Source organism: Massilia sp. Root351 (genome assembly GCF_001425045.1).
Classification (GTDB): domain Bacteria; phylum Pseudomonadota; class Gammaproteobacteria; order Burkholderiales; family Burkholderiaceae_D; genus Rugamonas.
In genome coordinates, this window is the sequence record NZ_LMDJ01000001.1 from 231,738 (window position 1) to 257,413 (window position 25,676).

The 25,676-nt window shown below is 65.4% G+C and carries 22 protein-coding genes and 2 pseudogenes; 20 read left to right on the forward strand and 4 right to left on the reverse strand.

Going from position 1 to position 25,676, the window contains the following annotated elements:
• Nucleotides 1–44: 44 nt before the first annotated feature.
• From ASD15_RS01060 to ASD15_RS33615, 7 genes are all read left to right on the forward strand, one after another.
• Complete coding sequence (locus ASD15_RS01060; protein ID WP_082551463.1) at nt 45–1,898, forward strand: DAHL domain-containing protein; 1,854 nt, start codon at nt 45–47, stop codon at nt 1,896–1,898.
• A 155-nt stretch (nt 1,899–2,053) separates the two neighbouring features.
• Nucleotides 2,054–4,174, forward strand: a complete 2,121-nt coding sequence (locus tag ASD15_RS01065) for an ATP-binding protein (RefSeq protein WP_229418015.1) — start codon at nt 2,054–2,056, stop codon at nt 4,172–4,174.
• Nucleotides 4,171–4,809 (forward strand): response regulator transcription factor, encoded by a 639-nt coding sequence (locus ASD15_RS01070; RefSeq protein ID WP_057152819.1) that lies wholly within the window; start codon nt 4,171–4,173, stop codon nt 4,807–4,809. The genes ASD15_RS01065 and ASD15_RS01070 overlap by 4 nt, the downstream gene beginning before the upstream one ends.
• A 54-nt stretch (nt 4,810–4,863) precedes the next feature.
• Entirely contained in the window at nt 4,864–5,250 is a 387-nt protein-coding gene (locus ASD15_RS01075) for a response regulator transcription factor (RefSeq protein ID WP_057152820.1), read from the forward strand.
• A 32-nt stretch (nt 5,251–5,282) separates the two neighbouring features.
• Complete coding sequence (locus ASD15_RS01080; RefSeq protein WP_057152822.1) at nt 5,283–7,427, forward strand: EAL domain-containing protein; 2,145 nt, start codon at nt 5,283–5,285, stop codon at nt 7,425–7,427.
• Nucleotides 7,428–7,450: 23 nt separating this feature from the next.
• Nucleotides 7,451–8,467, forward strand: a complete 1,017-nt coding sequence (locus ASD15_RS01085; RefSeq protein ID WP_082551549.1) for a cytochrome-c peroxidase — start codon at nt 7,451–7,453, stop codon at nt 8,465–8,467.
• The gene (locus ASD15_RS33615; RefSeq protein ID WP_157200784.1) at nt 8,464–10,365 is read left to right on the forward strand and encodes a DAHL domain-containing protein; all 1,902 of its coding nucleotides are present in this window, start codon (nt 8,464–8,466) and stop codon (nt 10,363–10,365) included. Before ASD15_RS01085 ends, ASD15_RS33615 begins: the two co-directional genes overlap by 4 nt.
• On the opposite strand, the gene chrA is transcribed toward ASD15_RS33615, so the two are convergent.
• Nucleotides 10,287–11,651: a chromate efflux transporter gene (gene chrA, locus ASD15_RS01095; RefSeq protein ID WP_057152826.1), complete on the reverse strand. Its 1,365-nt coding sequence runs from the start codon at nt 11,649–11,651 to the stop codon at nt 10,287–10,289. The two genes, ASD15_RS33615 and chrA, sit on opposite strands and share 79 nt — an antisense overlap.
• Nucleotides 11,652–11,737: 86 nt before the next feature.
• On the opposite strand from chrA, the gene ASD15_RS01100 reads away from it, so the two are divergent.
• Nucleotides 11,738–12,421 (forward strand): cation transporter, encoded by a 684-nt coding sequence (locus ASD15_RS01100; RefSeq protein ID WP_057152827.1) that lies wholly within the window; start codon nt 11,738–11,740, stop codon nt 12,419–12,421.
• Here ASD15_RS01100 and ASD15_RS01105 read toward each other — a convergent pair.
• Entirely contained in the window at nt 12,412–12,849 is a 438-nt protein-coding gene (locus ASD15_RS01105) for a universal stress protein (RefSeq protein WP_057152829.1), read from the reverse strand. The genes ASD15_RS01100 and ASD15_RS01105 overlap by 10 nt on opposite strands.
• A gap of 837 nt (nt 12,850–13,686) precedes the next feature.
• Here ASD15_RS01105 and ASD15_RS01110 point away from each other — a divergent pair.
• Both ASD15_RS01110 and ASD15_RS33735 read left to right on the forward strand, forming a co-directional pair.
• Entirely contained in the window at nt 13,687–14,061 is a 375-nt protein-coding gene (locus tag ASD15_RS01110; protein ID WP_157200785.1) for a hypothetical protein, read from the forward strand.
• A gap of 12 nt (nt 14,062–14,073) precedes the next feature.
• Nucleotides 14,074–14,313 (forward strand): hypothetical protein, encoded by a 240-nt coding sequence (locus ASD15_RS33735; protein ID WP_373888158.1) that lies wholly within the window; start codon nt 14,074–14,076, stop codon nt 14,311–14,313.
• A gap of 114 nt (nt 14,314–14,427) precedes the next feature.
• Here the strand turns inward: ASD15_RS33735 and ASD15_RS33740 are convergent.
• Together ASD15_RS33740 and ASD15_RS31470 are read right to left on the reverse strand one after the other, a co-directional pair.
• Nucleotides 14,428–14,581 (reverse strand): annotated as a pseudogene (locus ASD15_RS33740) (helix-turn-helix domain-containing protein); the annotation flags it as partial.
• 183 nt (nt 14,582–14,764) lie between these two features.
• Nucleotides 14,765–16,558 (reverse strand): erythromycin esterase family protein, encoded by a 1,794-nt coding sequence (locus tag ASD15_RS31470; RefSeq protein ID WP_082551464.1) that lies wholly within the window; start codon nt 16,556–16,558, stop codon nt 14,765–14,767.
• A 117-nt stretch (nt 16,559–16,675) separates the two neighbouring features.
• Between ASD15_RS31470 and ASD15_RS33745 the strand changes: the two genes are divergently transcribed.
• The 10 genes and pseudogenes from ASD15_RS33745 to ASD15_RS01155 all read left to right on the forward strand — a co-directional run bounded on the left by ASD15_RS33745 (nt 16,676) and on the right by ASD15_RS01155 (nt 25,667).
• Nucleotides 16,676–17,068 (forward strand): cysteine peptidase family C39 domain-containing protein, encoded by a 393-nt coding sequence (locus ASD15_RS33745; RefSeq protein WP_082551465.1) that lies wholly within the window; start codon nt 16,676–16,678, stop codon nt 17,066–17,068.
• A 277-nt stretch (nt 17,069–17,345) separates the two neighbouring features.
• Nucleotides 17,346–17,531 (forward strand): hypothetical protein, encoded by a 186-nt coding sequence (locus ASD15_RS33750; RefSeq protein ID WP_373888159.1) that lies wholly within the window; start codon nt 17,346–17,348, stop codon nt 17,529–17,531.
• Nucleotides 17,532–17,740: 209 nt separating this feature from the next.
• Nucleotides 17,741–18,055, forward strand: a pseudogene (locus tag ASD15_RS01120) (IS21 family transposase); the annotation flags it as partial.
• 265 nt (nt 18,056–18,320) lie between these two features.
• Nucleotides 18,321–18,971: a TetR/AcrR family transcriptional regulator gene (locus ASD15_RS01125; protein WP_057152837.1), complete on the forward strand. Its 651-nt coding sequence runs from the start codon at nt 18,321–18,323 to the stop codon at nt 18,969–18,971.
• A gap of 154 nt (nt 18,972–19,125) precedes the next feature.
• Nucleotides 19,126–19,776 carry a protein-L-isoaspartate O-methyltransferase gene (locus tag ASD15_RS01130; RefSeq protein WP_057152839.1) on the forward strand — a complete coding sequence of 217 codons (651 nt, stop codon included), beginning with the start codon at nt 19,126–19,128 and terminating at the stop codon, nt 19,774–19,776.
• A gap of 18 nt (nt 19,777–19,794) precedes the next feature.
• On the forward strand, nt 19,795–20,118 hold the full coding sequence (locus ASD15_RS01135) for a rhodanese-like domain-containing protein (protein ID WP_057152841.1): 324 nt from the start codon (nt 19,795–19,797) through the stop codon (nt 20,116–20,118).
• A gap of 26 nt (nt 20,119–20,144) precedes the next feature.
• On the forward strand, nt 20,145–21,464 hold the full coding sequence (locus ASD15_RS01140; protein ID WP_057152843.1) for a TolC family outer membrane protein: 1,320 nt from the start codon (nt 20,145–20,147) through the stop codon (nt 21,462–21,464).
• Between the two features lie 151 nt (nt 21,465–21,615).
• Nucleotides 21,616–22,122: a sigma-70 family RNA polymerase sigma factor gene (locus ASD15_RS01145; RefSeq protein ID WP_057152845.1), complete on the forward strand. Its 507-nt coding sequence runs from the start codon at nt 21,616–21,618 to the stop codon at nt 22,120–22,122.
• Between the two features lie 3 nt (nt 22,123–22,125).
• On the forward strand, nt 22,126–23,169 hold the full coding sequence (locus tag ASD15_RS01150; RefSeq protein ID WP_200953900.1) for a FecR domain-containing protein: 1,044 nt from the start codon (nt 22,126–22,128) through the stop codon (nt 23,167–23,169).
• Nucleotides 23,170–23,255: 86 nt separating this feature from the next.
• On the forward strand, nt 23,256–25,667 hold the full coding sequence (locus tag ASD15_RS01155) for a TonB-dependent siderophore receptor (RefSeq protein ID WP_057152846.1): 2,412 nt from the start codon (nt 23,256–23,258) through the stop codon (nt 25,665–25,667).
• Nucleotides 25,668–25,676: the final 9 nt, after the last annotated feature.

The following is a 25,676-nucleotide window of genomic DNA, read 5'->3' on the forward strand; positions in this document are numbered from 1 at the left end:
TACAATCGAGTTCGACCTGACAGTAGCGGGGAGGCGCTTCGCTCATGCGCGCACGAGAGCAGCTTTTCACAAGCAACCCAGCCCTGGGACCGGATACCGGACCAGCCGCGCGCGCGCGGGGCTGGTGGCCGTTGGGCTTGCTGGCGGTGCTGCTGGCGGGCGCGCTGCTCTACCTGTTCCTGCAGGACAGGCGCAGCGCGGCCTCGGATTATTACGAGAACGTGGCCCTGCTGCGCCAGATCAAGGAGCTGGACGCCACCTGGGAGGCCGACGTGCTGAAGGCCCGGCTGGGCATGAAACAGGACGGTGAAGCGCTGGCGGCCACACTGCACGAGCTGGACCGCTTGCCCAAGCTGTTGCGTATCCCCCCGGCCGGCCAATCCGGTTCCGGCGCGCTGGACGCCAGCGTGGCGGCGCTGCGGAGCGCGCTGACGCACAAGGCCGGGCTGATTGCGCAGTTCCAGGTCCATAACGATGCACTGCGCAATGCGCTGGCATTCCTGCCGCAGGCCACCGACGAACTGGTGGAGCTGGGCGCCGACGGCGGCAGCGGCGCGGTGCGGCATGCCGGCGCGGCCGCCAACAAGGTGCTGCTGGCTACGCTGGTCTACAACGGCAGGCCCAGCGACGAAGCCTTTTTCGATATTGAACTGGCGCTGGCGGTGCTGTCCGCCGCCGCGCGGCCTCTGCCGCCGGCGCTGGCGCAGCGGCTGGAGCAGATCGGCTTGCACGCGCGCACGGTGGTGCGCGAACGGCTCGCCGTGCGCGACCTGCTGTTGCGCGTCACGGCGGCGCCGGCGGCCGCGCATGCGGACCGCATCAGCGCCATCCTCACCGCCGAGCATCAGCACAGTATCGCCAGGGTGCAGCAGCAGCGCCTGTATTTGCTGCTGCTGTCGGCCGCGCTGGCGGCGCTGCTGCTGTACGCGGCGCTGCGCCTGATCCGCAGCCATGCCATCATCCAGCGCGTCAACAGCGAGCTGCAGCAGGTCAACGAGGGGCTGGAGGCGGCGGTGCGCGAACGCACCGGCGAACTGCTGAGCGCCAACGGCCAGCTGCAGACCGAAATCGCCGAACGCAAGCAGCTCGAGGGGCGCCTGGTGCAGTCCGAGAAGCTGGCCTCGATCGGCCAGCTGGCGGCCGGCGTGGCGCACGAGATCAACAATCCGCTGGCCTTCCTGGGCGCCAACGCCGCCATGCTGGAGCAGTACCTGGCGCGCCTGTTCGAGATGCTGGCCATCTACCGGGACGCGGAGCAGGCCATGGCCGCCCAGCCCGAGCTGGCGGCCCGCCTGCGGCGCGAGCGCGAACGGCTGGAGCTGGACTATCTGCACGAGGACATCCCGGACATCCTGCGCGAATCGCGCCAGGGCATGGCGCGCGTCAGCAAGATTGTGCAGGCGCTGAAGGAGTTCGCGCGCAGCGACGCGCAGCAGCAGTGGGAACCGGCCGATCTGCATCGCTGCATCGACGCTACGCTGGAGCTGATCGCCAGCGACTTGCAGCAGAAGGCCGGCGTGGTCAAGCAATACGGCGCGCTGCCGGACATCGAATGCGTGCCCTCGCAGCTGAGCCAGGTGGTCATGCACCTGCTGCTGAACGCCTGCCAGGCCGTGGGCCCGCAGCGCGGCCGCATCACCATCCGCACCGGTACGCAAGACGGGCAGGCCTGGTTCGAAGTGGCCGACGACGGCTGCGGCATGGCGCCCGAGGTGGTGCCGCGCATATTCGATCCCTTCTTCACCACGCGCGACATCGGCCAGGGCACCGGCCTGGGCCTGGCGCTCTCCTACGGCATCGTGCAGCAGCACCGGGGGCGCATCGATGTGCAATCCGCGCCGGGCGCGGGCAGCACCTTCCGTGTCACCTTGCCGCTACGGCGGGCGGAGGAAAGTTAGCGACGTGATGCCGGTTTTGCAATAGAATCGAAGCGTCGTTTCCGCCAGCAGGAGGTGCACCGTCCATGCGCTCGTCCGAGCCGCCGCCCCCACGCAGGCAAGCCATCGGTGTGCGCGCCAGCCTCGCCCTGCTTGTCGTGGGTTGCATTGTGCCCATGGCCGCAGTGGCTGGCTTTTTGATAGTCGATTTCTACACGCGCGAACGCGCCCAGCTGCTGGCCAGCACGGTGGGCCAGGCGCGCGCCATCATGGCCGCCGTGGACGCCGGGTTCCGCAGCACCGAAGCGGCGCTGCAGGCGTTGAGTACGTCGCACCAGCTCGAGCGCGGCGACCTGGCCGGTTTCCATGCCCGCGCCGTCGAGGCGCAGCGCCAAATGGAGGCCGACGGCGTGATCCTGATCGACGCCGGCGGCAACTTGCTGATGTCGACCCGCCGCGCCTACGGCGAACCCTTGCCCAAGCTGGGGCCGACACCGCTGCTGAAGCGCATCCTGGCCACCGGCCGGCCGGGCGTCTCCAACCTGTTCCCGGCCCCGGTGGGCGGGCAGCTGATGTACACCATCGGCGTGCCGGTCCGGCGCGACGGCGCGATCGCCATGTCGCTCAACGCCACCGCCTCGCCGGTGCAGCTGGCCGCGCTGCTGGCCGCGCGCAAGCTGCCCGACAGCTGGCGCACGGCCATTATCGACGGCAGCGGCAAGATCGCCGCGCGCAGTCACGACATCGCGCGTTTCGCAGGCCGCCCCACCACGCCGGCGCTGCTGCGCCAGCTCGAGCTGGCCGACGAGGGCGGATTCGAAACCACCACCCTGGACGGCATCCCGGTGTACACCGTGTACAGCCGCTCGCCGGACAGCCGCTGGAGCGTGGCACTGGGCATTCCGCTGGACGAATTGACAGCTGGCCTGCGCCGTTCGCTGGCCTGGCTGATCGCCGTTACGCTGGCCGCGCTGGCGCTCGGCCTGGCGCTGGCCTGGCGCATCGGCGGCGGCATCGCGCGCTCGGTGCGTGCGCTGGCCGGCCCGGCGGCGGCGGTGGCCTCCGGCGAGGTGCCGGCGATCCCGCCGCTGGCGCTGCGCGAGGCCAATGAGCTGGGCCTGGCCCTGCAGCAGGCGGGGGCCACGGTGCGCACTGCCCAGGCCGAGCGGCGCGAGAGCGAGCAGCAGCTGGCGCTGGCGGCCGAAGCGGCGCGCATGGGCATCTGGGTGCGCGACCTGGTGCGCGAGCGGGTCTGGGTGTCGGCCTCCTGGCGCGAACTGTTCGGCTTCCGCCCGGACGAGCCGGTGTCGGTCGAGACGCTGCTGCAGCGGGTGCACCCGGACGACAGCGCCGCCGTGCGGCGCGTGCTGGAGCAGGCCGCGCGCGGCGAGCGCTATGAAATCGAGTACCGCATCGAGCCACCGCAGGGCGGCTTATGCTGGGTGGCTTCGCGCGGCAGCTGCGAAGCGGGCAGCGACGGCGTGCCGCGGCTGGTGCGCGGGGTGGCGCTCGACATCACGCAGCGCAAACTGGCCGAACTGGAAATGCAGCAAAAGCAGCGCGAGGTGACGCACCTGGCGCGGGTGGCGACGCTGGGCGAGCTGTCCGGCGCGCTGGCCCATGAGCTGAACCAGCCGCTGACAGCCATCCTGAGCAACGCGCAGGCGGCGCAGCGCTTCCTGCGCCATTCCACGCCCGACCTGCTGGAGGTGGACGCCATCCTGGCCGACATCGTGGCCGAGGACCAGCGCGCGGGCGAAATCATCCGCCGCCTGCGGCGCCTGTTCGACAAACGCGAGGCGCCGCGGCAGCCGGTGGACGTAAACCAGGTGGTGATCGGCGTGCTGCGCCTGCTGCGCAACGACCTGCTCAGCCATGGCGTGGCGCTGTCGTCGGTGCTGGGCGCCGGCGGCGCGCACGTGCTGGCCGACAGCGTGCAGCTGCAGCAGGTGCTGATCAACCTGCTGATGAACGCCTGCGACGCCATGGCCTTGACGGAAGCGGGCGGCAAGGCGATCGGCGTGCGCACCGCGCTGGACGACGATGGCTGGGTGCGCATCATCATCGCCGACTGCGGCAGCGGCATCCCCGCCGCCGCGCTGGAGCAGGTGTTCGCGCCCTTTTACAGCACCAAGGAAAGCGGCATGGGACTGGGCCTGTCGATCTGCCGCGGCATTGTGTCGGCGCACGGCGGCCAGCTGTGGGCCGAGAGCAATCCGGACCGCGGCGCCAGTTTCCACGTCCGGCTGCCGCTGGCCGGCGCCGAAGCGGCGGTGGGACAGGGAGCGCCGGCATGAACGGCGCCATGCTGCCGCCACCGGTGCGGCCGCCGCCGCGGGTGTTCGTGGTGGACGACCAGCCGGCCATCCTGAAGGCGCTGACCCGGCTGCTGGCCTCGGCCGGTTTCGCCGTGGCGCCTTACGAGTCGGCGCAGGCCTTCCTGGCCAGCGGCGCCGCGGCGGAGCCGGGCTGCCTGGTGCTGGACCTGTCCATGCCGGACATGGACGGCATGGCCCTGCAGCAGGCGCTGGCAACCCAGGGCAGCGTGCTGCCGCTGATCTTCCTGACCGGCCATGGCGACATCGCCAGCGGCGTGCGGGCCATGAAGCAGGGCGCCTTCGACTTCCTCACCAAGCCGGTGGACGCCGACGAGCTGATGGCGGCGGTGCAGGCTGCGCTGGAACTCAACACGCTGCTGCGCACGGCGGACGCCGAGCGCGACGCGCTGCGCCGGCGTTACGACAGCCTGACCCCGCGCGAACGCGAGGTGATGGCGCTGCTGGTCGAAGGCCTGCTCAACAAGCAGGTGGCGGCCCAGCTGGGCACGGTGGAAAAGACCGTCAAGGTGCACCGCGCCCGCGTGATGCAGAAAATGCAAGTGCGCTCGCTGACGGCGCTGGTGCGCCTGGCCGACAAGCTGCGCACCCGGTAGGGTTGGGCCAAGGTCCAATATCGCGCGCCGGCCCGGCGCGCTATCTTGCCAGTCATGGATACCACCACACTTCCCTGGGTTGCCGTTGTCGACGACGAGGCAGCCATCCGGCGCGCGCTGATGCGGCTGTTGCGCGCGGCCGGCATCCCGGCCCGCGACTACGACGGCGGCGCCGCGCTGCTGGCGGCGCTGCAAGACGGCGCCGGCGCGCCGTTCTGCGTGGTGCTGGACCTGCACATGCCGGGCATGTCCGGCCTCGAGGTGCAGCGGCGCCTGGCCGAGCTGGCGCCGCGCACCGGCGTGATCGCCGTCACCGGCCAGCACACGGCCGAAGGGCAGGCGCGCGTGCAGCGCGGCTGCGCGCTAGCTTATATGCTCAAACCGATGAACGACCAAGCCTTGCTGGAGGCGATCGCCGCCGCCCGCACGGGCTGGCAATAGCTGCAACCATAACAACAGCACTGGAGAATACCATGGCAAGCTTGTCCGAATTGCAGCAGGCCGGCATCCTGATCGTCGACGACCGCCCCGTCAACGTGGTGCTGCTCAAAACCATGCTGGAGTGCGCCGGCTACGCGCGTGTCGATACCACCAGCGACCCGTGCGGCGTGGTGGAACTGCACCGCGCGCAGCGCTATGACCTGATCCTGCTGGACCTGAACATGCCGTTCATGAATGGCTTTGAAGTGCTGGAAGGGCTGAAGGAAGTGGAGGCGGGCGAATATCTGCCCGTGCTGGCGGTGACGGCGGCCCCCGAGCACAAGCAGCGCGCGCTGGACGCCGGCGTGATGGACTTCATCTGCAAGCCGTTCGACCACTGCGAGGTGCTGGCCCGCATCCGCAACCTGCTTGAAGTGCGCTTGCTGTACACCGGCACGCGCGACCAGGGCGCCCGCCTGGCCTGTTACGACGCGCTGACCGGCCTGCCCAACCGCAGCCTGTTCCAGCGTTCGCTGGAGCAGATGCTGGCGGGCGAAGGGGAGCGCTCCAGCGCGGTGCTGATGCTGGACCTGGACGGCTTCGCGCGCACCAACGACACCCTGGGCCATGCCGCCGGCGACGCGCTGCTGCGCCAGTTCGCCCAGCGCCTGCAGCAATGCGCGCCGGAAGGCAGCGTGGTGAGCCGCTTCGGCAACGACGAATTCGCCATGGCCTTGGGCGGCCTGGCCACGCAGCACGACGCGCTGCAGGCCGCCGAGCAGCTGCGCCACTGCTGCGCCCGGCCGTTCCAGCTGGAGCAGGGCGAAACGCTGCTGACGGCCAGCATCGGCATTGCGCTGCATCCCGCCGACGCGGCCGACGCCGCCACGCTGATGAAATACGCCAGCACCGCGCTGCACCAGGCCAAGCAGGGCGGCGGCGGCGCTTGCCGCTTCTTCACCGACGCGATGGACGTGCAGGCCCAGCGCCGCTTTGAATTCGAGCGCGCGCTGCGGCTGGCGGTGGCCAACGGCGAATTCGAACTGTACTACCAGCCCAAGGTGGAAGTGAGCAGCGGCCGCATGGTCGGCGCCGAGGCGCTGCTGCGCTGGAACCGGCCCGGCTACGGCCCGGTGTCGCCGTCGGCCTTCATCCCGCTGCTCGAGGAGACGGGCTTGATCGTGGAAGTGGGCGCCTGGGTTATCGACACGGCCTGCCGCCAGATTGCCCTGTGGGCCGCATGTCCCGGCGGGCCGGTGCCGGTGGCGGTCAATGTGGCCAGCCGCCAGTTCGCCGACAGCGGCCTGCAGCAAACCGTGGCGCACGCCATCGCGGCGCACGGCATCGCGCCCGAGCTGCTGGCGCTGGAGGTCACCGAGAGCGCGCTGATGGACGACACCGAGCGTACCGCCGCTGCCATGGCGACGCTGCGCACCATGGGCGTGAAAGTGGCCATCGACGATTTCGGCACCGGCTATTCCAGCCTGGCCTACCTGAAGCGCTTCCCGGTGGACGCGCTCAAGATCGACATCGCCTTCATCCGCGACGTCACCGTGGACCCGGGCGACGCCGCGCTGGTGGACGCGATCATCGCCATGGCGCACAGCCTGGACCTGGAAGTAGTCGCCGAAGGCGTGGAGACCGAAGCCCAGCTGGCCTACCTGGCGCGCCACCGCTGCGACCAGATCCAGGGCTACTATTTCAGCCGCCCGGTGCCTGCCATGCAGTTCCAGCGCCTGCTGCTGGAAGGCGCCAGCCTGGCGCTGCCCGACACCGGCGCACCGCCGCTGCGCACGCTGCTGCTGATCGACGACGAGCCGCACGTGCTGTCGTCGCTGCAGCGCCTGCTGCGCCAGGACGGCTACCGCGTGCTGACCGCCAGCGGCGCGGCCGAGGCCTTCGAACTGCTGGCGCGCCACCAGGTGCAGCTGGTGCTGTGCGACCAGCGCATGGAGGAAATGAGCGGCACCGAGCTGCTCGACAAGGTCAAGGACATGTATCCGGATACTTTCCGCATCATCCTGTCCGGCTACACCGACCTGGCCACCATCATGGAGTCGATCAACCGGGGCTCGCTGTACCGGTTCTGGACCAAGCCCGGGGACAACCGCATGCTGCGCGAGAATGTCCGTGCCGCGTTCCGCCACTACTGGCAGCTGCACGGCCTGTCCAGCGCCGACCAGGCGCAGTGCGCCTGACCATTCCGCCGCAGGAGCCCGCCATGTCGTTCCGCCATCCACAATACAGGACCGCTGCGCCACCCGCACGGCGGTGCGCGGCCATGCCGGCGCTGGCGCTGTTGCTGGCGACTGCGCCCGTGCCGGCCGCCCCGGTCAACGAACCGATCCAGCCCGTGCCGCAGTCGCTGCGCCAGGATCCCGCCAAGGCCGCGCTAGGGCAGCGCCTGTTCAACGATACGCGCCTGTCGGCCAACAACCGCGTGTCCTGCGCCACCTGCCACGACCTGGCGCGCGGCGGCGCCGACAGCCGTGGCGTGTCCCTTGGACTGGATGGCAAACCGGCCGCGATGAATGCGCCCAGCGTGTTCAACGCGGCGCTCAACTTCAAACAGTTCTGGAACGGCCGCGCCGACACGCTGGAGGCGCAAATTGGCCTGGTGGTAGAAAACCCGGCCGAGATGGGATCGCGCTGGCCGGACGTGGTGCGCAAGGTTCAGCAGGACGCGGCCTACAGCAGCGCCTTCGCGGCTGCCTACAAGGACGGCGTAACGCGCGCCAACATCGAGCACGCGCTGGCCTCGTTCGAGCGCACCCTGATTACGCCCAATTCGCGCTTCGACCGCTACCTGCGCGGGGAGCACGGCGCCATCAGCGCAGCCGAGCGGGCAGGTTACACGCGCTTCAAGCAGTACGGATGCATCGCCTGCCATCAGGGCGTCAATGTGGGAGGCAATATGTTCCAGAAATTCGGCGTGATGGCCGACTATCCTGCGCGCGGCGGGGCCGGCTGGTCCGCCGGCCGGCCGGACCAGGGGCGCTATGCGCTTACCGGCAGCGAAGAAGACAGATACGTCTTCAAGGTACCCAGCCTGCGCAACGTGGCGCGTACCGCGCCGTACTTCCACGACGGCTCGGCCGCCACCCTGGAACAGGCCATCGACATCATGTTCAAGTACCAGCTGGGACGCCCCGGCAGCGCCGAGGACAAGGCGCTGATTGCCCAGTTCCTGGCCACGCTGGACGCGCAGCCGGTATCGCGGCCGGGAGCACGGCCATGAACTCCCGGCTGCCGCTGCTGGGCGGGATTCTTGGCGTTGCGCTGGCCGGTGCGCTGCTGTTCCAGTATCGGCAGGGCCCCAGCTACGACGCCTCGTCCTATTTTGAGAGCGTGGCGCGCCTGCGCCAGATCAAGCAGCTCGACGCGCAATGGGAACTCGACGCGATGAAGTCCAGGCTGGGCATCAACCAGAGTTACGACGAGCTGGTCAATCCCTTGCCGATGCTGCACGCGCTGCCGCAACAGCTCGGCGCGGACACCGGCGCGCTCGACCGCCCTGGCGCGCAAGCCCTGGCCGGCAGCGTGGCGGCACTGGAACGCGAATTGTCGCGCAAGGCCGCGCTGATCGAGTCGTTCAAGTCGCACAACGCGGTACTGCGCAACTCGCTGGCCTTTCTGCCGGTCGCCACCGGCGAACTGGTGGACCTGGGGCGCAGCCAGGCGCCGGACAGCGCCATCGGGCGCGCCGGCGCGGCGGCCAGCAAAGTGCTGCTGGCCACGCTGGTGCACAACCAGACCGGCGCCGACGAGCACCTGGCGGCCATTGAAGTGGAACTGGCCGGGCTGGCGGCGGCGCGCCGTTCGCTGCCGCCGGAACTGGCGCAGCGGCTGGACCTGTTCACCCTCCACGTGCACACCGCGCTGCGCGAGCAGCAAGCCGTGCATGGCCTGCTGGCGCGCGTCGCCGCCGCGCCCACCGGCACGCACATGGACCAGATCAGCGCATTGCTCAACCACGGACAGGAGCGCGACGCGCGGCAGATGCAGCAGCACCGCGCCGGCCTGCTGCTGCTGTCGGCGGCGCTGGCCGCGCTGTTGCTCTACGCCGGCTGGCGGCTGATCCGCAGCCACGCCATCATCAATAGCTTCAACAGCCGGCTTCTGCAGGCCAACGAGGGCCTGGAGGCGGCGGTGCGCGAGCGCACTGGCGAGCTGCTGCGCGCCAACGACAAGCTGCAAACCGAGATGGCCGAGCGCAAGCAGCTGGAAGGACGCCTGGTGCAGTCCGAGAAGCTGGCCTCCATCGGCCAGCTGGCGGCCGGCGTGGCGCACGAAATCAACAATCCGCTCGGCTTCCTGGCCTCCAATTCCGACATGCTGGAGCAGTACCTGGAGCGGCTGTTCGAGATGCTGGCGATCTACCAGGACGCCGAGCCGGCCATGGGCGCCGTTCCGGGCCTGGCGCCACGGCTGCAGGCGCAGCGTTTGCGGCTGGAGCTGGACTACCTGCGCGATGACATCCCGGTTTTGCTGGCCGAATCGCGCGACGGCATGGCCCGCGTCAGCAAGATCGTGCAGTCGCTGAAGGATTTTTCGCGCACCGACTCGCTGCAGCAGTGGGAGTGGGCCGATTTGCACCGCTGCATCGACTCCACCCTCAACATCATCGCCAGCGAAGTGCGCAAGGTGGCCGACGTGCGCAAGGAATACGGCCCGCTGCCGGACGTGGAATGCATGCCCTCGCAGCTGAACCAGGTGTTCATGAACCTGCTGGTCAACGCCAGCCACGCAGTGGGGCCGGAGCGCGGCCTGATCACCATCCGCACCGGTGTGGCGGACGGCCAGGGCTGGATCGAAGTGGCCGACACCGGCTGCGGCATCGCGGACGATGTGTTGCCGCGCATATTCGATCCCTTCTTCACCACCAAGGCCATCGGCAAGGGCACCGGGCTGGGCTTGTCGCTGTCGTACGGCATCGTGCAGAACCATCGTGGCCGCATCGATGTGGAGAGCGCGCCCGGCGCCGGCAGCCGCTTCCGCATCACGCTGCCGCTGCAGCAGTCAAGCCAGCGGCAGTCGAGTTTGCAAGACGGCCAGCGCTACGCGGCGCCGGCCAGCCGCAGCGCCAGCCCGGCCAGCGCGCAAGCGGCAATGACCTGCACCACGTTGACCTTGTAGCGCAACAGCGCCACGGTGGCGCCCAGCGCGACCAGCGCCGACAGCCAGTCGAAGCGGCCCTCGAAGCCCTGCGGCCACAGCACGTGGTAGCCGAAGAACAGTGCCAAATTCACGATCACGCCCACTACCGCGGCCGTGATGGCGGTCAGCGGCGCGGTAAATTTCAGGTCGCCGTGGGTCGATTCGACCAGTGGGCCGCCGGCCAGGATGAACAGGAAGGAAGGCAGGAAGGTAAACCACGTGACCAGCGCGGCTGCCGTGGCGCCGGCCAGCAACAGCAGGTCCGGCCCCAGCGCTGCCTTGGCGTAGCCGCCCACGAAGGCGACGAAGGCCACCACCATGATCAGCGGGCCGGGCGTGGTTTCGCCCAGCGCCAGGCCGTCCATCATCTGCGTGGCCGTAAGCCAGCCGAAATGGTCAACCGCGCCCTGGTAGACATAGGGCAGCACCGCGTACGCGCCGCCGAAGGTGAGCAGCGCGGCCTTGGTGAAGAACCAGCTCATTTGCGTGAGCGTGTGCTGCCAGCCGAACAAGGCCGTCAGCGTCGCCATGGGCACGGCCCACAGCGCGGCGCCCGCGGCGGCGATGAGGGCGAGCTTGCGCCAGCTGAAGCGCGCGTGGGCCGGCGTGGGCGTATGGTCGTCGATCAGCGCCGCGCCGAAGGACGGGAGCGCCGCCCCGTGGCCGCCGCCGGCCTGGAATTTGTCCGGCATGCAGCGTCCGCCCGCGTAGCCGGCCAGCGCGGCGGCCAGCACGATGGCGGGGAAGGGCACGCCGCCGGCGAAGATGGCGGCGAAGGAGGCGCCGGCGATGCCCCACAGCCAGCCGTTCTTCAGCGCCCGTCCGCCGATGCGGTGCGCTGCCTGCAGCACGATGGCCGCCACGGCCGGCTTGATGCCGTAGAACAGGCCGGCCACCAGCGGCAGGTCGCCATAGGCCACGTACACCCATGACAGGCCGGTGAGGATCAGCAGCGAAGGCAGCACGAACAGCGCGCCGGCCACCACGCCGCCCAAGGTGCGGTGCATCAGCCAGCCGATATAGGTGGCCAGCTGCTGGGCCTCGGGGCCGGGCAGCAGCATGCAGTAATTCAGCGCGTGCAGGAAGCGCCGCTCCGAAATCCAGCGGCGGCGCTCCACCAGTTCCTGGTGCATGATGGCGATCTGTCCGGCCGGGCCGCCGAAACTGATGAAGCCCAGCTTGAGCCAGAAGCGGAACGCCTCGCCGAAGCTGACGGCTGCAGGGGCGGCGGTGCCGGAATCGCTGAGTGGCGCTGGTGTATGCATGCGGCGGGCTGGCTGTTAAAAGGATGGCAGTATTCTATCAACCGGTCTTATAGTACTGCTAAGCTTGAATTTCTTCGGAGCACACCATGTCCAGTTGCTGCGGCGGCGCTTGCGCCTCAAGCAAGCCGCCCATCGATCCCCGCTACCGGCGCATCCTGTGGGTGGCCCTGTTCATCAACGCCGCCATGTTCGGCGTCGAGCTGTTGGGGGGACTGCGGGCCGAGTCGGTGTCGCTGCTGGCCGACGCCGTCGACTTTTTCGGCGATGCCGCCAACTACGCGCTGTCGCTGTTTGTGCTCGGCATGGCGGCGGCGTGGCGCGCGCGCGCCGCGCTGGCCAAGGGCGTCATGATGGGCGGCTACGGCGTGTTTGTGCTGGGCAAGGCTGGCTGGAGCCTGGCCGCCGGCACGGCGCCCGAGCCGGCCACCATGGGCCTGATCGGCGTCATCGCCCTGCTGGCGAACGGCACGGTCGCGCTATTGCTGTACGCCTTCCGCGACGGCGACGCCAACATGCGTTCGGTGTGGCTGTGTTCGCGCAACGATGCGATCGGCAACGTCGCGGTCATGCTGGCCGCGCTGGGCGTATTCGGCAGCGGCGCCAGCTGGCCGGACCTGGCCGTGGCGGCCGTGATGGCGGTGCTGGGACTGACGGCGGCGCGCACCGTCATCGTGCAGGCGCGCCGCGAACTGCGCGCAGGCGCGGGCAGCGGCGGGGCCATGAGCGGCTCGCCAGCGCCGCCCAAGGCCCGTAACAGCGCTCAGCGGTAAACCAGCACCGGGATGTCGGTATGGGTCAGCACTTTCTGGGTTTCGCTGCCCAGCAGCACGCCCTTCACGCCCTTGCGTCCGTGCGACGCCATGCAGATCAGGTCGCAACCCTTGTCCCGGGCCGCCTTGACGATGGCTTCATAGGGATGGTCATTGACCATGGACACGGTCTTGCACGCCACGCCGGTCTCGTCTGCCGCGCCCTGAATCCCGGCCAGCACCTTGGCGGCGAAGGCCTGGCTGTCCAGCCGGTATTGCCCGGACGTGTCCGACAAGACGCCAGGCAGGATCGACAGCACGTGAAACTCCGGGGTCACGCAGAGGCCGGTGACCTGCGCGCCCATCTCCTTGGCCAGCGCGATGCACTTGCGGCTTGCCATTTCGGACATGGCCGACCCGTCGGTGGGTAAGAGAATATGCTTGAACATGTTAACCTCCATAGCTTTGGCGGCATGTCCAGCTGCACGCACGCTACGCCACGCTGCTGCCCATGGCCGTATTGGCAGCGCCGGCACCAGCGCGCCGTCGGGCACCATGCTGCTCCTTGCAGCAGTCCCTTCTTCAGTATAGGCCGCGCCGTCGGCGCGTGTAAGGCGCCGCCTGTTCAGCGAGCCGGCGTAGTGCGGAAGGTCTTCTCTCTATTGGACGTGCATCGTTGAGCTTGCCTGCCATCGGTGCAGTCATCTATTCGGACACCAGAGCGGTGGCAGCTCGGAACATTGACTTGAACAAGGGGCCTTTAGAATCATGGGCTTACGGCTCGGCCCCTCATTCTAGCCGCGCTCCCGTAGCTTGAACAACCTGCTGCAGTGCCTATCTGTGGAAACGGCGAATAAATATAGACTTGAACGGGAGCGTGCAGTAGCCAGGTCGATCACCCGCGGCGCAGGCCTGAGCGACTGTGCCGTCGTGAAGGACTATAATTGGCTGTCAGGCTCCGCCTTCGAGGAAAATTATGAAAGCTTCGCAGTTGATGGTTTACCGTTTCTCCGAGCCGCCAGCGGAGCTGACTGTACAGACCAAAATTCTTGGGACGACCGCTGCCGAATGGGAGGAAGCGAGGGTAGTTACTTCCGGATCACCCTTCGCGAGCTGGAAGAGCGCGCAAAACAAGCTTGTGAGCTAGCCCCGCCGTTTTAAGCCGCCCTTCGCCTAGCCGCCAAATGGACGTAGCCCAGCTCCGCGCAATTTTGAGAGGTGAATTTGCCCACATGACGGTCGCGGTCACCCACAGGACCATACCCCAGCTATGCGAAGACTTGGGAATGCCTGACCCCGACAGCGAGATGTCAAAGCGAGGTCGGCTGGACTGGGCCATCAGTGAAGTTCCCGATGAGGAGCTTGCCGACATAGCCGGCCGATTTCTCGAAAAATGCGCGCCGAGTCCGGCTGTGCGCATGAGCTTGGAAGATATCATCTGGGCCGATGACTGCTGCCCCGATATTTCCAAGCGCTGCAGGCGCGAAGTGGCGCGCGTACTAGACACCGTTGACCTCTATACCGACGTCAAGGGATTTGACGCGTTGCTGGACTCGCTCTGGGACCTCGGTTCAGACCCATGGGCGGACGTTTTCGGGCGCCAACCGTCGGGGCTGCTCGCCGACATTGAGCAACACGTCCACAGAAATCCCGACGATTGACCTGTTGAAACGCTGTTTGACAAATTGGGAGCGTTCGATGCTCCTAACCGCCGGTTTGCGTATTTATTGGAAGGCTTGGCATCGGGCAATGTGCGGCCCGACGAACCGGCACAGCGCCATTTTGTCGATCTCGTCAACAAAATGCTCCGGTCCCATGCCATTGAGCTCGCGAAACGGGGAATAAGGACGGCTATCCGGTCTTCAGTATTGTCTCGATGGGCTATAGAGCTGTTCGTTTGCGCGCTGAATTGACCCACTCCGTTTGACCCTCCCTCCACTGTCTGGCGAACGCCGCGACCCTGTCGTAAGACCCCTTAAATCCCAAATTGATCAGGAAGGCGTATGGATCGATGGCGCTGGCGGATTGGCGCTCCGCATAGGCGGGTTCGGTAATTTCCGAGCGCAGATAGCGCCGGACGGTGTTGCGGGAGATGCCGAGCCTCTTGGCAATTTCCCTGAGCGGGACCTGGTCACGAAGGTGCCAGCGTCTGATTATTCCTAGTAATGCCACGTCAATCACTCCGATCCCCTGCTCATTCTGATAAGTAGGATTGTGTGCTAACCGTGGGTCAATTTTCGATGCAAATTATGCGGCAAAGTGGGTCAGTTTTCGGTGCAAATCAACAAGCTTGGGCTATCCTCTTTCGGCGTTAAGTAATATTAGCGAAGCCAAAATTTTCTCGGCTTCGCATTCTTTTTATCACTATCGGGTCAGGTACTTCGGTGGCGACACTTCGTTCACAAAAATCAAACCATCAAAACTAAGTTTTGGAGTGATCTGAATAATATTTATTCCCCAATTACGCGTGTAAATTTTCTGCTTCCAACGAGTGTCTTGTTGACTATCGCTTAGGTTCACAAAGCATACTTTGCATTTCTGCCCGCTAAGTACCCCTTCCAAAGTCGTGCTCTCCGGCTGAGTTATTTCATAGACTTGGCGGGCATTATTTGACGCCCTGCCATTTCCCATGATGAGCCCAATAGCGTACAGTTTCGCCGACAGAGCTGTGCTTAGACGTTCTCCCATCATGAGGGATCCTGTCGGTCCAGGCCAATTGCGAGCCACATGAGAATTGTGGGCCCAGACGACCATGCGATCACCTTTGGGTAGATTTTCTGCCAATAGCTGCACGTTGGCTGCCATCGCTGCGTCTCGACGGTTCAGTCGCTCACTGCCGCCAAGGGCAGTTTGCTGCATCGATATATAATCTTGGCGAGCAGTTAAGAGGGAAATGAGATAATTTATACGTGCTACCTCGTCTACCCTGCTCATACCTTTTATACGTTGCCGCAGCACGGTCTCAAGATCGCGGTAAGTTTTTTCTATACCATCGAATTGTTTATCCTTTAACGCTACTATTAGCTTCTTCTCGGCGATCTGTAATGCGCGAGCAGTGCTCTCCCGGTCAGAGGTATTCCTCGAAATCTCGTCAATTATCGCGGGTTTAAACTTCGGCTCTTGAATGTCAAAGCCAACTATATCAAGCGTTCGCCCTGCAGCGCGAGCGCTCTTGATATATTTGAACAATTCGACAACTTCTTTGGTGTGCCAAACTTGAAACAAGCACTTCCGCACCGCCGCCTCAGCATCCATGCTTTCGAGTACTGTATTTACCTCCGCACAACTCTGCATTGGACTCTCGAAAGCGACGACGCTTACTCGAGCATTTTCGTGCAAATATTTAATAAGATCAGATTTTACGGTTGAAAACTCGGAGACGCCATGCCCGCTTTCCCCTAAAGCAACAATCTGAGCCCGTCTTGCGTCTAGAATGTCCTTTAATATTTTAAAGTCAATTCGTTTTTCTAAGGCAGAGGCTGAAAAATTATGGAGGCGCTCCGCCCCCGATCCTGAAAACTCAGTGGGCCTTGCGGCTACTTCAGGCGCGGCTGACAATTTCCCATCATCAACTGTAGAATTATTAACAGTCAGATGAATGTCGTCAAACCAAGACTCACCATCACCGCTGAATAAGACGCCGTACACAATCCGAGCTGTACCTGGCGGAATTTTTTGATGTATCTCATACTTTGTCCAATCGGTGCTGCCATGTGGAGTTCTACCATACATATTGTCAAGGGCAAGCGTCTTTCCTTCTTTTGAAACGGTCTTAATCCAAAGTGCTGAAATTCCCGAAACGTGATTTTTTGTTCTAATCCACCCAGCCAAGACGACTGTTCCTGACAATTCTGAGGCGGGTAAGCTTTGATGTAACTGCACCATGCCACCCCGCGTTGGCGTTGCTTTGCTGAGATAGATGGCACATTTTCCAGAGTGGGAGTTAGCGCAGTGCGGCATGGAGTCCCCTATGTCGACGTTAGCTTGCCAGTATTTTAGCGATAATCCTCCCTCCCATTCTTCAAAGCTGGGATTTCGCACCGTGAAGTCGTTCGCCTGAGCGCCGCCAACGGCGGCTACGAAGAGGAACGCCACGGTCACACGGCATTTTTTTACTGGCTTGCCTTCCCAAAACTTAAATATTTTCATCCATTCCATATATAATCTTTCCGATAGTCAATGTGCCGTTATGATGCGTCAAATCTCATTATCAAGCAAGTAAAGCTCACCTAGAACGATGTGTTCGTTCTTCGTTAAAGGTCAACATAGAAAATTATGAGAGAAATTCTTCAGACAGAGGCCAGCGAGTCTGGCTTGGCTTGTATTGCCATGTTATCGAGTTATCATGGTCACCATATCGACCTTCAACAATTGCGTCGGCGCTTTCCAACAAGTTTAAAGGGCAGCGCCTTGCCGCAGCTCATCAAAACAGCCGATGCTTTGGTCCTCGCGGCACGTGCCGTTCGAGCAGAAATGGAAGAGTTGGAACATCTTCAGCTGCCTGCAGTTCTTCATTGGAATATGAACCACTTTGTTGTATTAAAGAGGCTAAACTTTAGCGGAAAAAACGCACAGCAGTCATACTGGACCCTGGCTACGGCGAACGGGAGGTATCACTCAATGAACTTTCCCGTAGTTTTACCGGGGTGGCACTTGAATTCAGCGTAACGCCCAGATTTGAAAAACGCAAAGCGCAGCCGACAGCCCCATTATCCGACCTGGTTGGCCCCGTCGTGGCTATCCGCCGGGCGCTTGCGCACATATTAACGCTTGCGGTGGCACTAGAAATTTTAGCGATTGGCGCTCCACTTTTTAATCAGTTCATTATCGATGGTGCGATCGTTTCACAAGATCGCGAGATGATGACGGTCCTGGTGATGTCTTTTTGGCTAGTATTGGTCACTAGAACTCTAATTGACTTGGCGCGAAGTTGGTTTTTAATGCGATGGGGGTAGAAATTGGCTACCAATGGGCAACTAGGGTTTTCTCGCATTTGGCTCGACTTCCCGTCCAGTATTTTGAGAAGCGGCATGTCGGTGATATTGTATCGAAGTTTGCTAGCTTAAACTCGATTCAATCTACGCTCACATCACTATTTATTGAAAGTGTGTTGATTTGCACCGAAAACTGACCCACTTTGCCGCATAATTTGCATCGAAAATTGACCCACGGTTAGCACACAATCCTACTTATCAGAATGAGTAGGGGATCGGAGTGATTGACGTGGCATTACTAGGAATAATCAGACGCTGGCACCTTCGTGACCAGGTCCCGCTCAGGGAAATTGCCAAGAGGCTCTGCATCTCCCGCAACACCGTCCGGCGCTATCTGCGCTCGGAAATTACCGAACCCGCCTATGCGGAGCGCCAATCCGCCAGCGCCATCGATCCATACGCCGGCATCTCCCGCAACACCGTCCGGCGCTATCTGCGCTCGGAAATTACCGAACCCGCCTATGCGGAGCGCCAATCCGCCAGCGCCATCGATCCATACGCCTTCCAGCTTTCGGGCTGGCTCAAGACAGAGGCGGCCAAATCCCGTAAGCAGAGACGCAGCCTCAAGCAGCTTCACGAGGAGCTGATCAATTTGGGATTTAAGGGGTCTTACGACAGGGTCGCGGCGTTCGCCAGACAGTGGAGGGAGGGTCAAACGGAGTGGGTCAATTCAGCGCGCAAACGAACACCGCCGTGCCAAGCGAGACAATACTGAAGACCGGATAGNTGATCAATTTGGGATTTAAGGGGTCTTACGACAGGGTCGCGGCGTTCGCCAGACAGTGGAGGGAGGGTCAAACGGAGTGGGTCAATTCAGCGCGCAAACGAACACCGCCGTGCCAAGCGGGCAAACTTGACGCCCCCTTGCCGGGGGTCTAATATAAATGACTCAAAAGTAAGTAAGATGGCAAGTCATCACTATCCCCATGCAAGCTCCAACTGATATCAAACCGCGCTGGGAACGGCGCAAGGACGCGCGGCCGCAGGAACTGCTGGAGGCCGCGCTGGAGCTGTTCGTCGAGCGCGGCTTCGCCGCCACCCGGCTGGAAGACGTGGCGCGCCGCGCCGGCGTCTCCAAGGGCACGCTGTATCTCTATTTCGAAAACAAGGAAGAACTGTTCAAGGCCGTGGTGCGCGCCACCATCGGCCAGGCCATCGGCCAGGCCGAGCTGGACCTGGCCGCTTCCGACGCCCCCAGCGCCACGCTGCTGAAGGAAATGCTGATGCGCTGGTGGGGCCAGGTCGGCGCCACCAAGCTGGCCGGCATCACCAAGCTGATGATGGCCGAGTCGGGCAATTTCCCGGAACTGGTGCGCTTCTATGAAGACGAGGTGGTGGCGCGCGGCAATGCGTTGCTGGTGCGCGTGCTCGAGCGCGGCCTGGCGCGCGGCGAGTTCCGCCCGCACGACCCGCAGGTGATGATGCCGGTGCTGAGCGCCCCGGTGCTGATGCTGATGATGTGGAACAACGCCTTCCTGCCCTGTGGCGGCGGCAGCAGCATCGATCCGGAGCAGTACATGGCCGCCTTCCTCGACCTGGCCGTGCGGGGGCTGGCCCCGGACGCCGCGGTGCCGTAAAAATGGGCAGCGCGGGCGTTTTTTGCGCGTTCAGCCCCCCGAATCTGCAGGCTGTCGCAATTTCCCTCAGTCCGTCGCCGATATCGTTAATATGCCGTCCTGACCAGTTCAACGATAAAATGACGGATTATTTAATCCTTCACCGAGTTTAAAGATGAATATCGAACAAGCCCGCTTCAACATGATCGAACAGCAAATCCGTCCATGGGACGTCCTGGATGTGGACGTGCTGGAGGTGCTGAACGTGGTCAAGCGCGAGAACTTCGTCCCTGCCAGCCACAAGAACCTGGCCTTCGCCGATACCGAAATCCCGCTGGGCAATGGCTACACCATGCTGACCCCCAAGCTGGAAGCGCGCATCCTGCAGGACGTGCAGCTGAAAAAACATGAGAACGTGCTGGAAATCGGCACCGGCAGCGGCTACATGGCCGCCCTGCTGGCGCATCGCGGCCGCCACGTCACCACCGTCGAGATTGCGCCGGAACAGAAGGCGCAGGCCGAGCAGAGCCTGGCTGCCGCCGGCGTCACCAACGTCACCGTGGAACTGGGCGACGGCTCCCAGGGCTGGACCAACGGCGCCCCGTTCGACGTCATCGTGCTGTCGGGCGCGCTGCCCAAGCTGCCGGAAGCGTTCCTGCAGCAGGTCAAAGTGGGCGGCCGCATCTTCGCCCTGATCGGCGAGGCGCCGGTCATGTCGGGCGTGCTGATCACCCGCACCTCGGACGGCTACGAGCAGAAGAAACTGTTTGAAACCGACGTCAAGCCGCTGCAATCGGCCACCAAGCCGTCGCAGTTCACGTTCTAAGCGGAACGGGAGCGTCGCATGCAACACATTACTGCGCTGGAACTGGCCGACTGGCTGGCCGACGACGCGCGCCCCAGCCCGTTTTTGCTGGACGTGCGCGAGAACTGGGAGTACGAGACCTGCCATATCGCCGGTTCCACGCTGATGCCGATGAACTCCATCCCGGCCCGCATCGACGACCTCGATGAGGACGCGGCCATCGTCTGCATTTGCCACCACGGCGCGCGCAGCATGCAGGTGGCCGCTTTCCTGGAGCGCAACGGTTTCGGCAAGATCACGAATTTGACGGGCGGCATACATGCGTGGGCTGTTCAGGTCGACAGCACCATGCCAAAATACTAATTGTTATTGATTCCACGGAGAACGCAATGCAGAAACCCTTAATCGCCTTGCTGATCAGCAGCGCACTGTTGACCATAAACGCACAGGCGGCCGACCTCATCCAAGTGTACCAGCAGGCGCTCGCCAACGACGCCACGTATGCCAGCGCGCGCGCTGCACTTGCTGCAGGTCAGGAAAGGACGACGCAAGGGCGCTCCGGTTTGCTGCCGGTGATTGGCCTGGGTGGTTCCAGCACCAAGATCACCGGCGACTTCGAATCGAAGGCCGACGACCCGTTCGGCGCCGGCAGCGGCCCGCGCGACAACTCGCGCAACCAGTGGTCGCTGAGCCTGTCGCAGCCGCTGTTCCGCTGGGACCGCTGGGAAACCTACCAGCAGAGCAAACTGAGCCAGGCGTCCACGGAAGCCGTGTTCGCCCAGGCCCAGCAAGACCTGATCACCCGCGTGGCGCAAGCCTATTTCGACGTGCTGACCGCGCAGGACAACCTGTCGTCGATCCAGGCGCAGAAATCGGCCACCACCGAACAGCTGGCCTCGGCCAAGCGCAACTTCGAGGTCGGCACCCAGACCATCACCGACACGCACGAAGCGCAGGCGGCGTACGACCTGGTGGTGGCGCAGGAGTTCGCCGCCATAAACGACCTGGAAGTCAAACGCAACGCGCTGCAGCAGATCATCGGCGCCGCGCCGGGCTCGCTGTCCACGCTGCGCACCGGCGTGACCATCGCCGCGCCGCAGCCGGCCGCGATCGAACCGTGGATAGCGTCGGCCGAGCAGCAGAACTATTCCGTGGTGGGCGCACAGCTGAACCTGGAAATCGCCAAGCGCGACATCTCGCGCAACCGCGCCGGCCACCTGCCGACGCTGGACCTGGTGGCCAGCAAGGGCCGCGACAGCGTGACCGCCTCCGGCATCACCAAGACCAACGCGGTCGGCGTGCAGTGGAACGTGCCGCTGTTTAACGGCTTCGCCGTGACCAGCCGGGTGCGCGAATCGATCGCGCTGGAAGACAAGGCGCGCAACGACCTGGAGGCCACGCGCCGCGCCGCCGCGCAGAACGCGCGCACCGCTTTCCTGGGCATGAACAGCGGCCTGGCGCAGGTGCGCGCGCTGGAAGCGGCCGAAGTGTCGAGCAAGTCGGCGCTGGACTCGAACAAGCTGGGCTACCAGGTGGGCGTGCGCATCAACATCGACGTGCTGAACGCGCAGCGCCAGCTGTACTCCACCCAGCGCGACCTGTCGCGCGCACGCTACGACACCATCATGAACGGCCTGCGCCTGAAGTCGGCGGCCGGCACGCTGAAGGAAGCGGACCTGGCGCCGATCAACGAACTGCTGGTGAAGTAAGCTGCGGCTTGCCTGTCCCGACACAAACCCCGCATCTGCGGGGTTTTTTGTTGTATTGACATACAGTTTGATTAAGATAATAATGAGAATCATTCTTATGTAGCCAGCCTGCCTGGGCAAGCCAACATTCCCCTCTGTTCCGGAGTCTGGCTTGGGCTTAGCCGCCGCACACGATCCTGTTGCCGATTTATATGCCCGCCACCACGGCTGGCTGAGCGGCTGGCTGCGCAAAAAAATGGGTTGCGCCGACAACGCCGCCGACCTTGCGCAGGACACTTTTGTGCGCATCCTCTGCCGTCCGCTCGACTGGAGCCAAGTGCGCGAACCGCGCGCCTTCCTGAGCACGGTGGCGCACGGCCTGATGGTCAACCAGCTGCGGCGCCAGGCCATGGAACGCGCCTACCTGGACGCGCTGGCCGCCCAGCCCGGCCAGTCCAGCCCTTGTCCCGAGAGCCGGGCGCTGGTGGTCGAGGCGCTGATGGAAATCGACGCGCTGCTCGACGGCCTGCCGCCCAAGGCGCGCCTGGCCTTCCTGCTGTCGCAGCTGGAAGGGCTGCCGTACGCGCAGATCGCGGAGCGGCTCCATGTGTCGCTGAGCATGGTGAAGAAATACATGCTGCAGGCGGTGACCCACTGCATGCGCATCGAGCGGGCCTGAATCGTGGACGGCAAGCGTACGAAGGCGGGCGCCGTGGAGCAGGCCGCGCAGTGGTTCGTGGTGCTGGCGTCCGGCGAGGCCGGCGAGGCGGACCGCGTGTGCTGGCAGGCCTGGCGCGACGCGCATCCTGACCATGAACAGGCCTGGCAGCGGGTGGAGGGCAGCACCGCCCGCTTTGCCGCCATTCCGCAGGGGCATGCGGCCGCGTCGCTGCGCGCGCTGGCCGATCCCCGTTTGTCCAATCCCCTTCCCACTTTGCCTGCCGCCGCCGCGCCCCCGTCGCGCAGCCGCCGCAAGGGACTGGCGCAGCTGGCGGTGCTGCTGGCCGTCGCGGCCGGCGGCATGCAGGCCTACCGCCTGAGCGACTGGTCGGCCGACTTCGTCACCGCCGCCGGCGAGCAGCGCGACACCACGCTGGCCGACGGCAGCCGCCTGCTGCTCGACACCGGCAGCGCCGTGGACGTGGCGTTTTCGTCCGGCAGCCGGGTGCTGCGGCTGCGGCGCGGCCGCATCCTGGTCGTCACGGCGGCCGATCCGGCGCCGCGCAAGCGTCCCTTCATGGTGGAGACGGCGGACGGCCGGGTGCAGGCGCTGGGCACCCGCTTCACCGTGCGCAAGGACCCGGACAGCACGCTGGCCACCGTGCTGGCGGCGCGCGTGGCGCTGCATGCCGGCGGCATTGCCGGCGTCGCCGCCGCGCTGCCCGCCGACGGCCGGGCGCCCATCCTGGACGCGGGACAAGCCGCCCGCTTCAACCGCAACGGCCTGCTCGAACGGCACGCCGCGCCGCCCGCCGGCGAGGCCTGGGTCTCTGGCATGCTGGTGGCCGACGATATGCCGCTGGGCGAGCTGGTGGCCGAACTGGCGCGCTACCGCGCCGCGCCGCTGCTCTGCGACCCGTCCGCCGCCCGCTTGCGCATCTCCGGCGCCTTTCCGCTGCGCGACACCGAGCGCGCCCTGGCTGCTGTCGGCGCCACGCTGCCGGTGCGGGTGGAGCGCCGCGCCCAGCCCGGCGGGGAAAGCGACTTGCTGGTGCGCCGAAAATAAATGGCGATGCGGACTGTACTTTTTCCGGTTTCGATTGGCAAGCAGGGGATAGCACCATTACTCCAACCTTGCAAGGAACCCTTTTCATGACACGCATACCATCCGGCCGCCGCGCCAGCCATCTGTTCGCCCTCCACCTTGCCGCCAGCGGCGTGCTGCTGGGCGGCGCCGGCCTGGCCGGCAGCGCCTACGCGCAGGCGGCCAGGCAGTACGCCATTCCCGCCGGTCCGTTGGGTCCAGCGCTGACCCGCTTTGCCGCCGAAGCCGGCGTGGTGCTGAGCTTTGCGCCAGCGGCCGTGGCCGGCAAGACCAGCCCCGGGCTGAACGGCAGCTTTAGCCCTGAAGACGGCTTGCGCGCGCTGCTGCGCGGCAGCGGCCGGCAGCTGGAAAAGACCGCCGCCGGCTACACCCTGGCCGTCGCGCCCGCAGCGGCGCAGCAAGCGGCTCCGCAGGAAGCCACGCTGGGCGAGGTGACGGTGCTGGCGCAGGCCGGGCAGGAAAGCGCCTGGGGCCCGGTCATCGGCTACGCGGCCAGGCGCAGCGCGGCCGGCACCAAGACCGACACGCCGCTGCTGGAAACGCCGCAGGCGGTGTCGGTGGTGACGGCCGACCAGATGGCGGTGCTCAAGGTGCAGAGCCTGGGCGACGCGCTGGCCTACACGCCCGGCGTGATTGCCGTGGCCGGCTACAGCAAATCCTACGACAATTTCGTCAGCCGCGGCTTCGCGCTGCGCGACGACAGCGGCAGCCTGGTGCGCGACGGCCTGAAGCTGGGCGGTAGCGGCTGGGCGTCCGGCCAGCAGGAGCCGTACGGCCTGGAACGGGTGGAACTGCTGAAGGGCGCCGCCTCGGTGCTGTACGGCGCCAGCGCGCCGGGCGGCGTGCTCAACACCGTCAGCAAGCGGCCGGGGCCGGACATGCTGCGCGAAGTGCGCGCCGGGATCGGCAACCTGGGCCACCGTGAGGCCGCCTTCGACCTGGGCGGCGCCGTGGCGCCGGACAGCGCGTGGAGCTGGCGCCTGACCGGCCTGGCGCGCAACGGCGACACCCATGTCGACCACACCCCCAGCAACGGCCGCTACATCGCGCCCGCCGCGACCTGGCGCCCCGACGCGGCCACCTCGCTGACCCTGCTCGGCTACCACCAGGAACGGCGCACCGCCTATTACTACCCCTTGCCCGCCGAGGGCACGCTGGTGCCCGGCCGCTACGGCCGGCTGCCGCGTGAGCGCTTCGTCGGCGAGCCGGACTTCGACCGCGAGGACACGCGCCAGAGCGCCTTCGGCTGGCTGTTCGAGCACGCCTTCTCCGATACCGTGAAGCTGCGCCACGGCCTGCGCTGGATCAAGTCCTCCAACCGCGTGCGCTTCACCGGCCTGGACGGCTGGGTCGATCCGGCCGCGCCGCGCGCGCAGCACCGCACCGCGTACGACGAACTGGAGAGCACTTCCGGCGTGAGCACCGACACCAGCGTGGAATACCGGGTGCAGTCCGGCGGCGTGGCGCACACGCTGCTGGTGGGCCTGGACGCCAGCCGGCTGCGCCCGCACAGCCAGTGGTCCCTGGCCAGCTTGGCGCCGCTGGACCTGTACGCGCCGGTGTACGGCGCGCAGCCCGGCCCGATGACACTGGTGCCCAGCTATTCGCAGCGGACGGTGCAGACCCGCAAGGGCCTGTACGCGCAGGACCAGATCAAGTTCGGCCAGCGCTGGGTGCTGCTGCTGGGCGGGCGCCAGGACTGGACGCGCGACGCCGCCTCGCCGCTGTTCGGCACGCCGGCCTGGAGCACGGAACGCGACAGCGCCTTCACCGGCCGCGCCGGCGGCGTCTACCTGGCCGACGGCGGCCTGGCGCCGTTCGTCAGCTTCAGCCAGTCCTTCCAGCCGCAGGCGGGCAGCGACCAGAGCGGCAAGCGCTTCAAGCCCACCGAAGGCGAACAGGCCGAGTTCGGCCTGCGCTGGCAGCTGGCGCCGGACGGCCTGCTGCTGTCGGTCAGCGCCTACCAGCTGGCCCAGCAGAACGTGGTGACGCGCGACCCGGCGCAGCCGCAGCTGCGGCGCCAGCTGGGCGAAGTGCGCGCGCGCGGCGTGGAGCTGGAAGCCAAGGGCCGCATCGGCGGGCACCTGAACCTGATCGCGTCCTATGCCTACACGGATGCGCGCACCACCCGGAGCTTGAACACGGCCGAGGTCGGCAAGCGCACCGAGTACGTGCCCTACCACCAGGCGTCGGTGTGGGCGGACGGCGAGCTGGGCGGCGGTTTCCAGGCCGGCCTGGGCGCGCGCCACGTGGGCAGCTATGCGGATGTCAACGGCACCGGCGCGGGCGTGCCGGCGGTGAACGTGGTCGACGCCATGCTGGGTTACCGGACCGGCCCCTGGCTGCTGGCGCTGAACTTCTCCAACCTCGGCAACAAGCAGGCGCTGGCCTGCGGTTCCGGCAGCTGCAACTACGGCGAAGGCCGCCGTGCCAGCGCCAGCCTGGCTTATCGCTGGTAAACCCTGTTC

Coding starts and splice junctions, on each gene's coding strand:
- ASD15_RS31470 (WP_082551464.1), bottom strand. CDS start 16,558: ATGGAATGGATGAAAATATTTAAGTTTTGGGAAGGCAAGCCAGTAAAA.
- ASD15_RS01060 (WP_082551463.1), top strand. CDS start 45: ATGCGCGCACGAGAGCAGCTTTTCACAAGCAACCCAGCCCTGGGACCG.
- ASD15_RS01110 (WP_157200785.1), top strand. CDS start 13,687: ATGCCTGACCCCGACAGCGAGATGTCAAAGCGAGGTCGGCTGGACTGG.
- ASD15_RS01125 (WP_057152837.1), top strand. CDS start 18,321: ATGCAAGCTCCAACTGATATCAAACCGCGCTGGGAACGGCGCAAGGAC.
- ASD15_RS01080 (WP_057152822.1), top strand. CDS start 5,283: ATGGCAAGCTTGTCCGAATTGCAGCAGGCCGGCATCCTGATCGTCGAC.
- ASD15_RS01100 (WP_057152827.1), top strand. CDS start 11,738: ATGTCCAGTTGCTGCGGCGGCGCTTGCGCCTCAAGCAAGCCGCCCATC.
- ASD15_RS01105 (WP_057152829.1), bottom strand. CDS start 12,849: ATGTTCAAGCATATTCTCTTACCCACCGACGGGTCGGCCATGTCCGAA.
- ASD15_RS01075 (WP_057152820.1), top strand. CDS start 4,864: ATGGATACCACCACACTTCCCTGGGTTGCCGTTGTCGACGACGAGGCA.
- ASD15_RS01140 (WP_057152843.1), top strand. CDS start 20,145: ATGCAGAAACCCTTAATCGCCTTGCTGATCAGCAGCGCACTGTTGACC.
- chrA (WP_057152826.1), bottom strand. CDS start 11,651: ATGCATACACCAGCGCCACTCAGCGATTCCGGCACCGCCGCCCCTGCA.
- ASD15_RS01085 (WP_082551549.1), top strand. CDS start 7,451: ATGTCGTTCCGCCATCCACAATACAGGACCGCTGCGCCACCCGCACGG.
- ASD15_RS01130 (WP_057152839.1), top strand. CDS start 19,126: ATGAATATCGAACAAGCCCGCTTCAACATGATCGAACAGCAAATCCGT.
- ASD15_RS33745 (WP_082551465.1), top strand. CDS start 16,676: ATGAGAGAAATTCTTCAGACAGAGGCCAGCGAGTCTGGCTTGGCTTGT.
- ASD15_RS01070 (WP_057152819.1), top strand. CDS start 4,171: ATGAACGGCGCCATGCTGCCGCCACCGGTGCGGCCGCCGCCGCGGGTG.
- ASD15_RS33615 (WP_157200784.1), top strand. CDS start 8,464: ATGAACTCCCGGCTGCCGCTGCTGGGCGGGATTCTTGGCGTTGCGCTG.
- ASD15_RS33750 (WP_373888159.1), top strand. CDS start 17,346: ATGGGGGTAGAAATTGGCTACCAATGGGCAACTAGGGTTTTCTCGCAT.
- ASD15_RS01155 (WP_057152846.1), top strand. CDS start 23,256: ATGACACGCATACCATCCGGCCGCCGCGCCAGCCATCTGTTCGCCCTC.
- ASD15_RS01135 (WP_057152841.1), top strand. CDS start 19,795: ATGCAACACATTACTGCGCTGGAACTGGCCGACTGGCTGGCCGACGAC.
- ASD15_RS01065 (WP_229418015.1), top strand. CDS start 2,054: ATGGCCGCAGTGGCTGGCTTTTTGATAGTCGATTTCTACACGCGCGAA.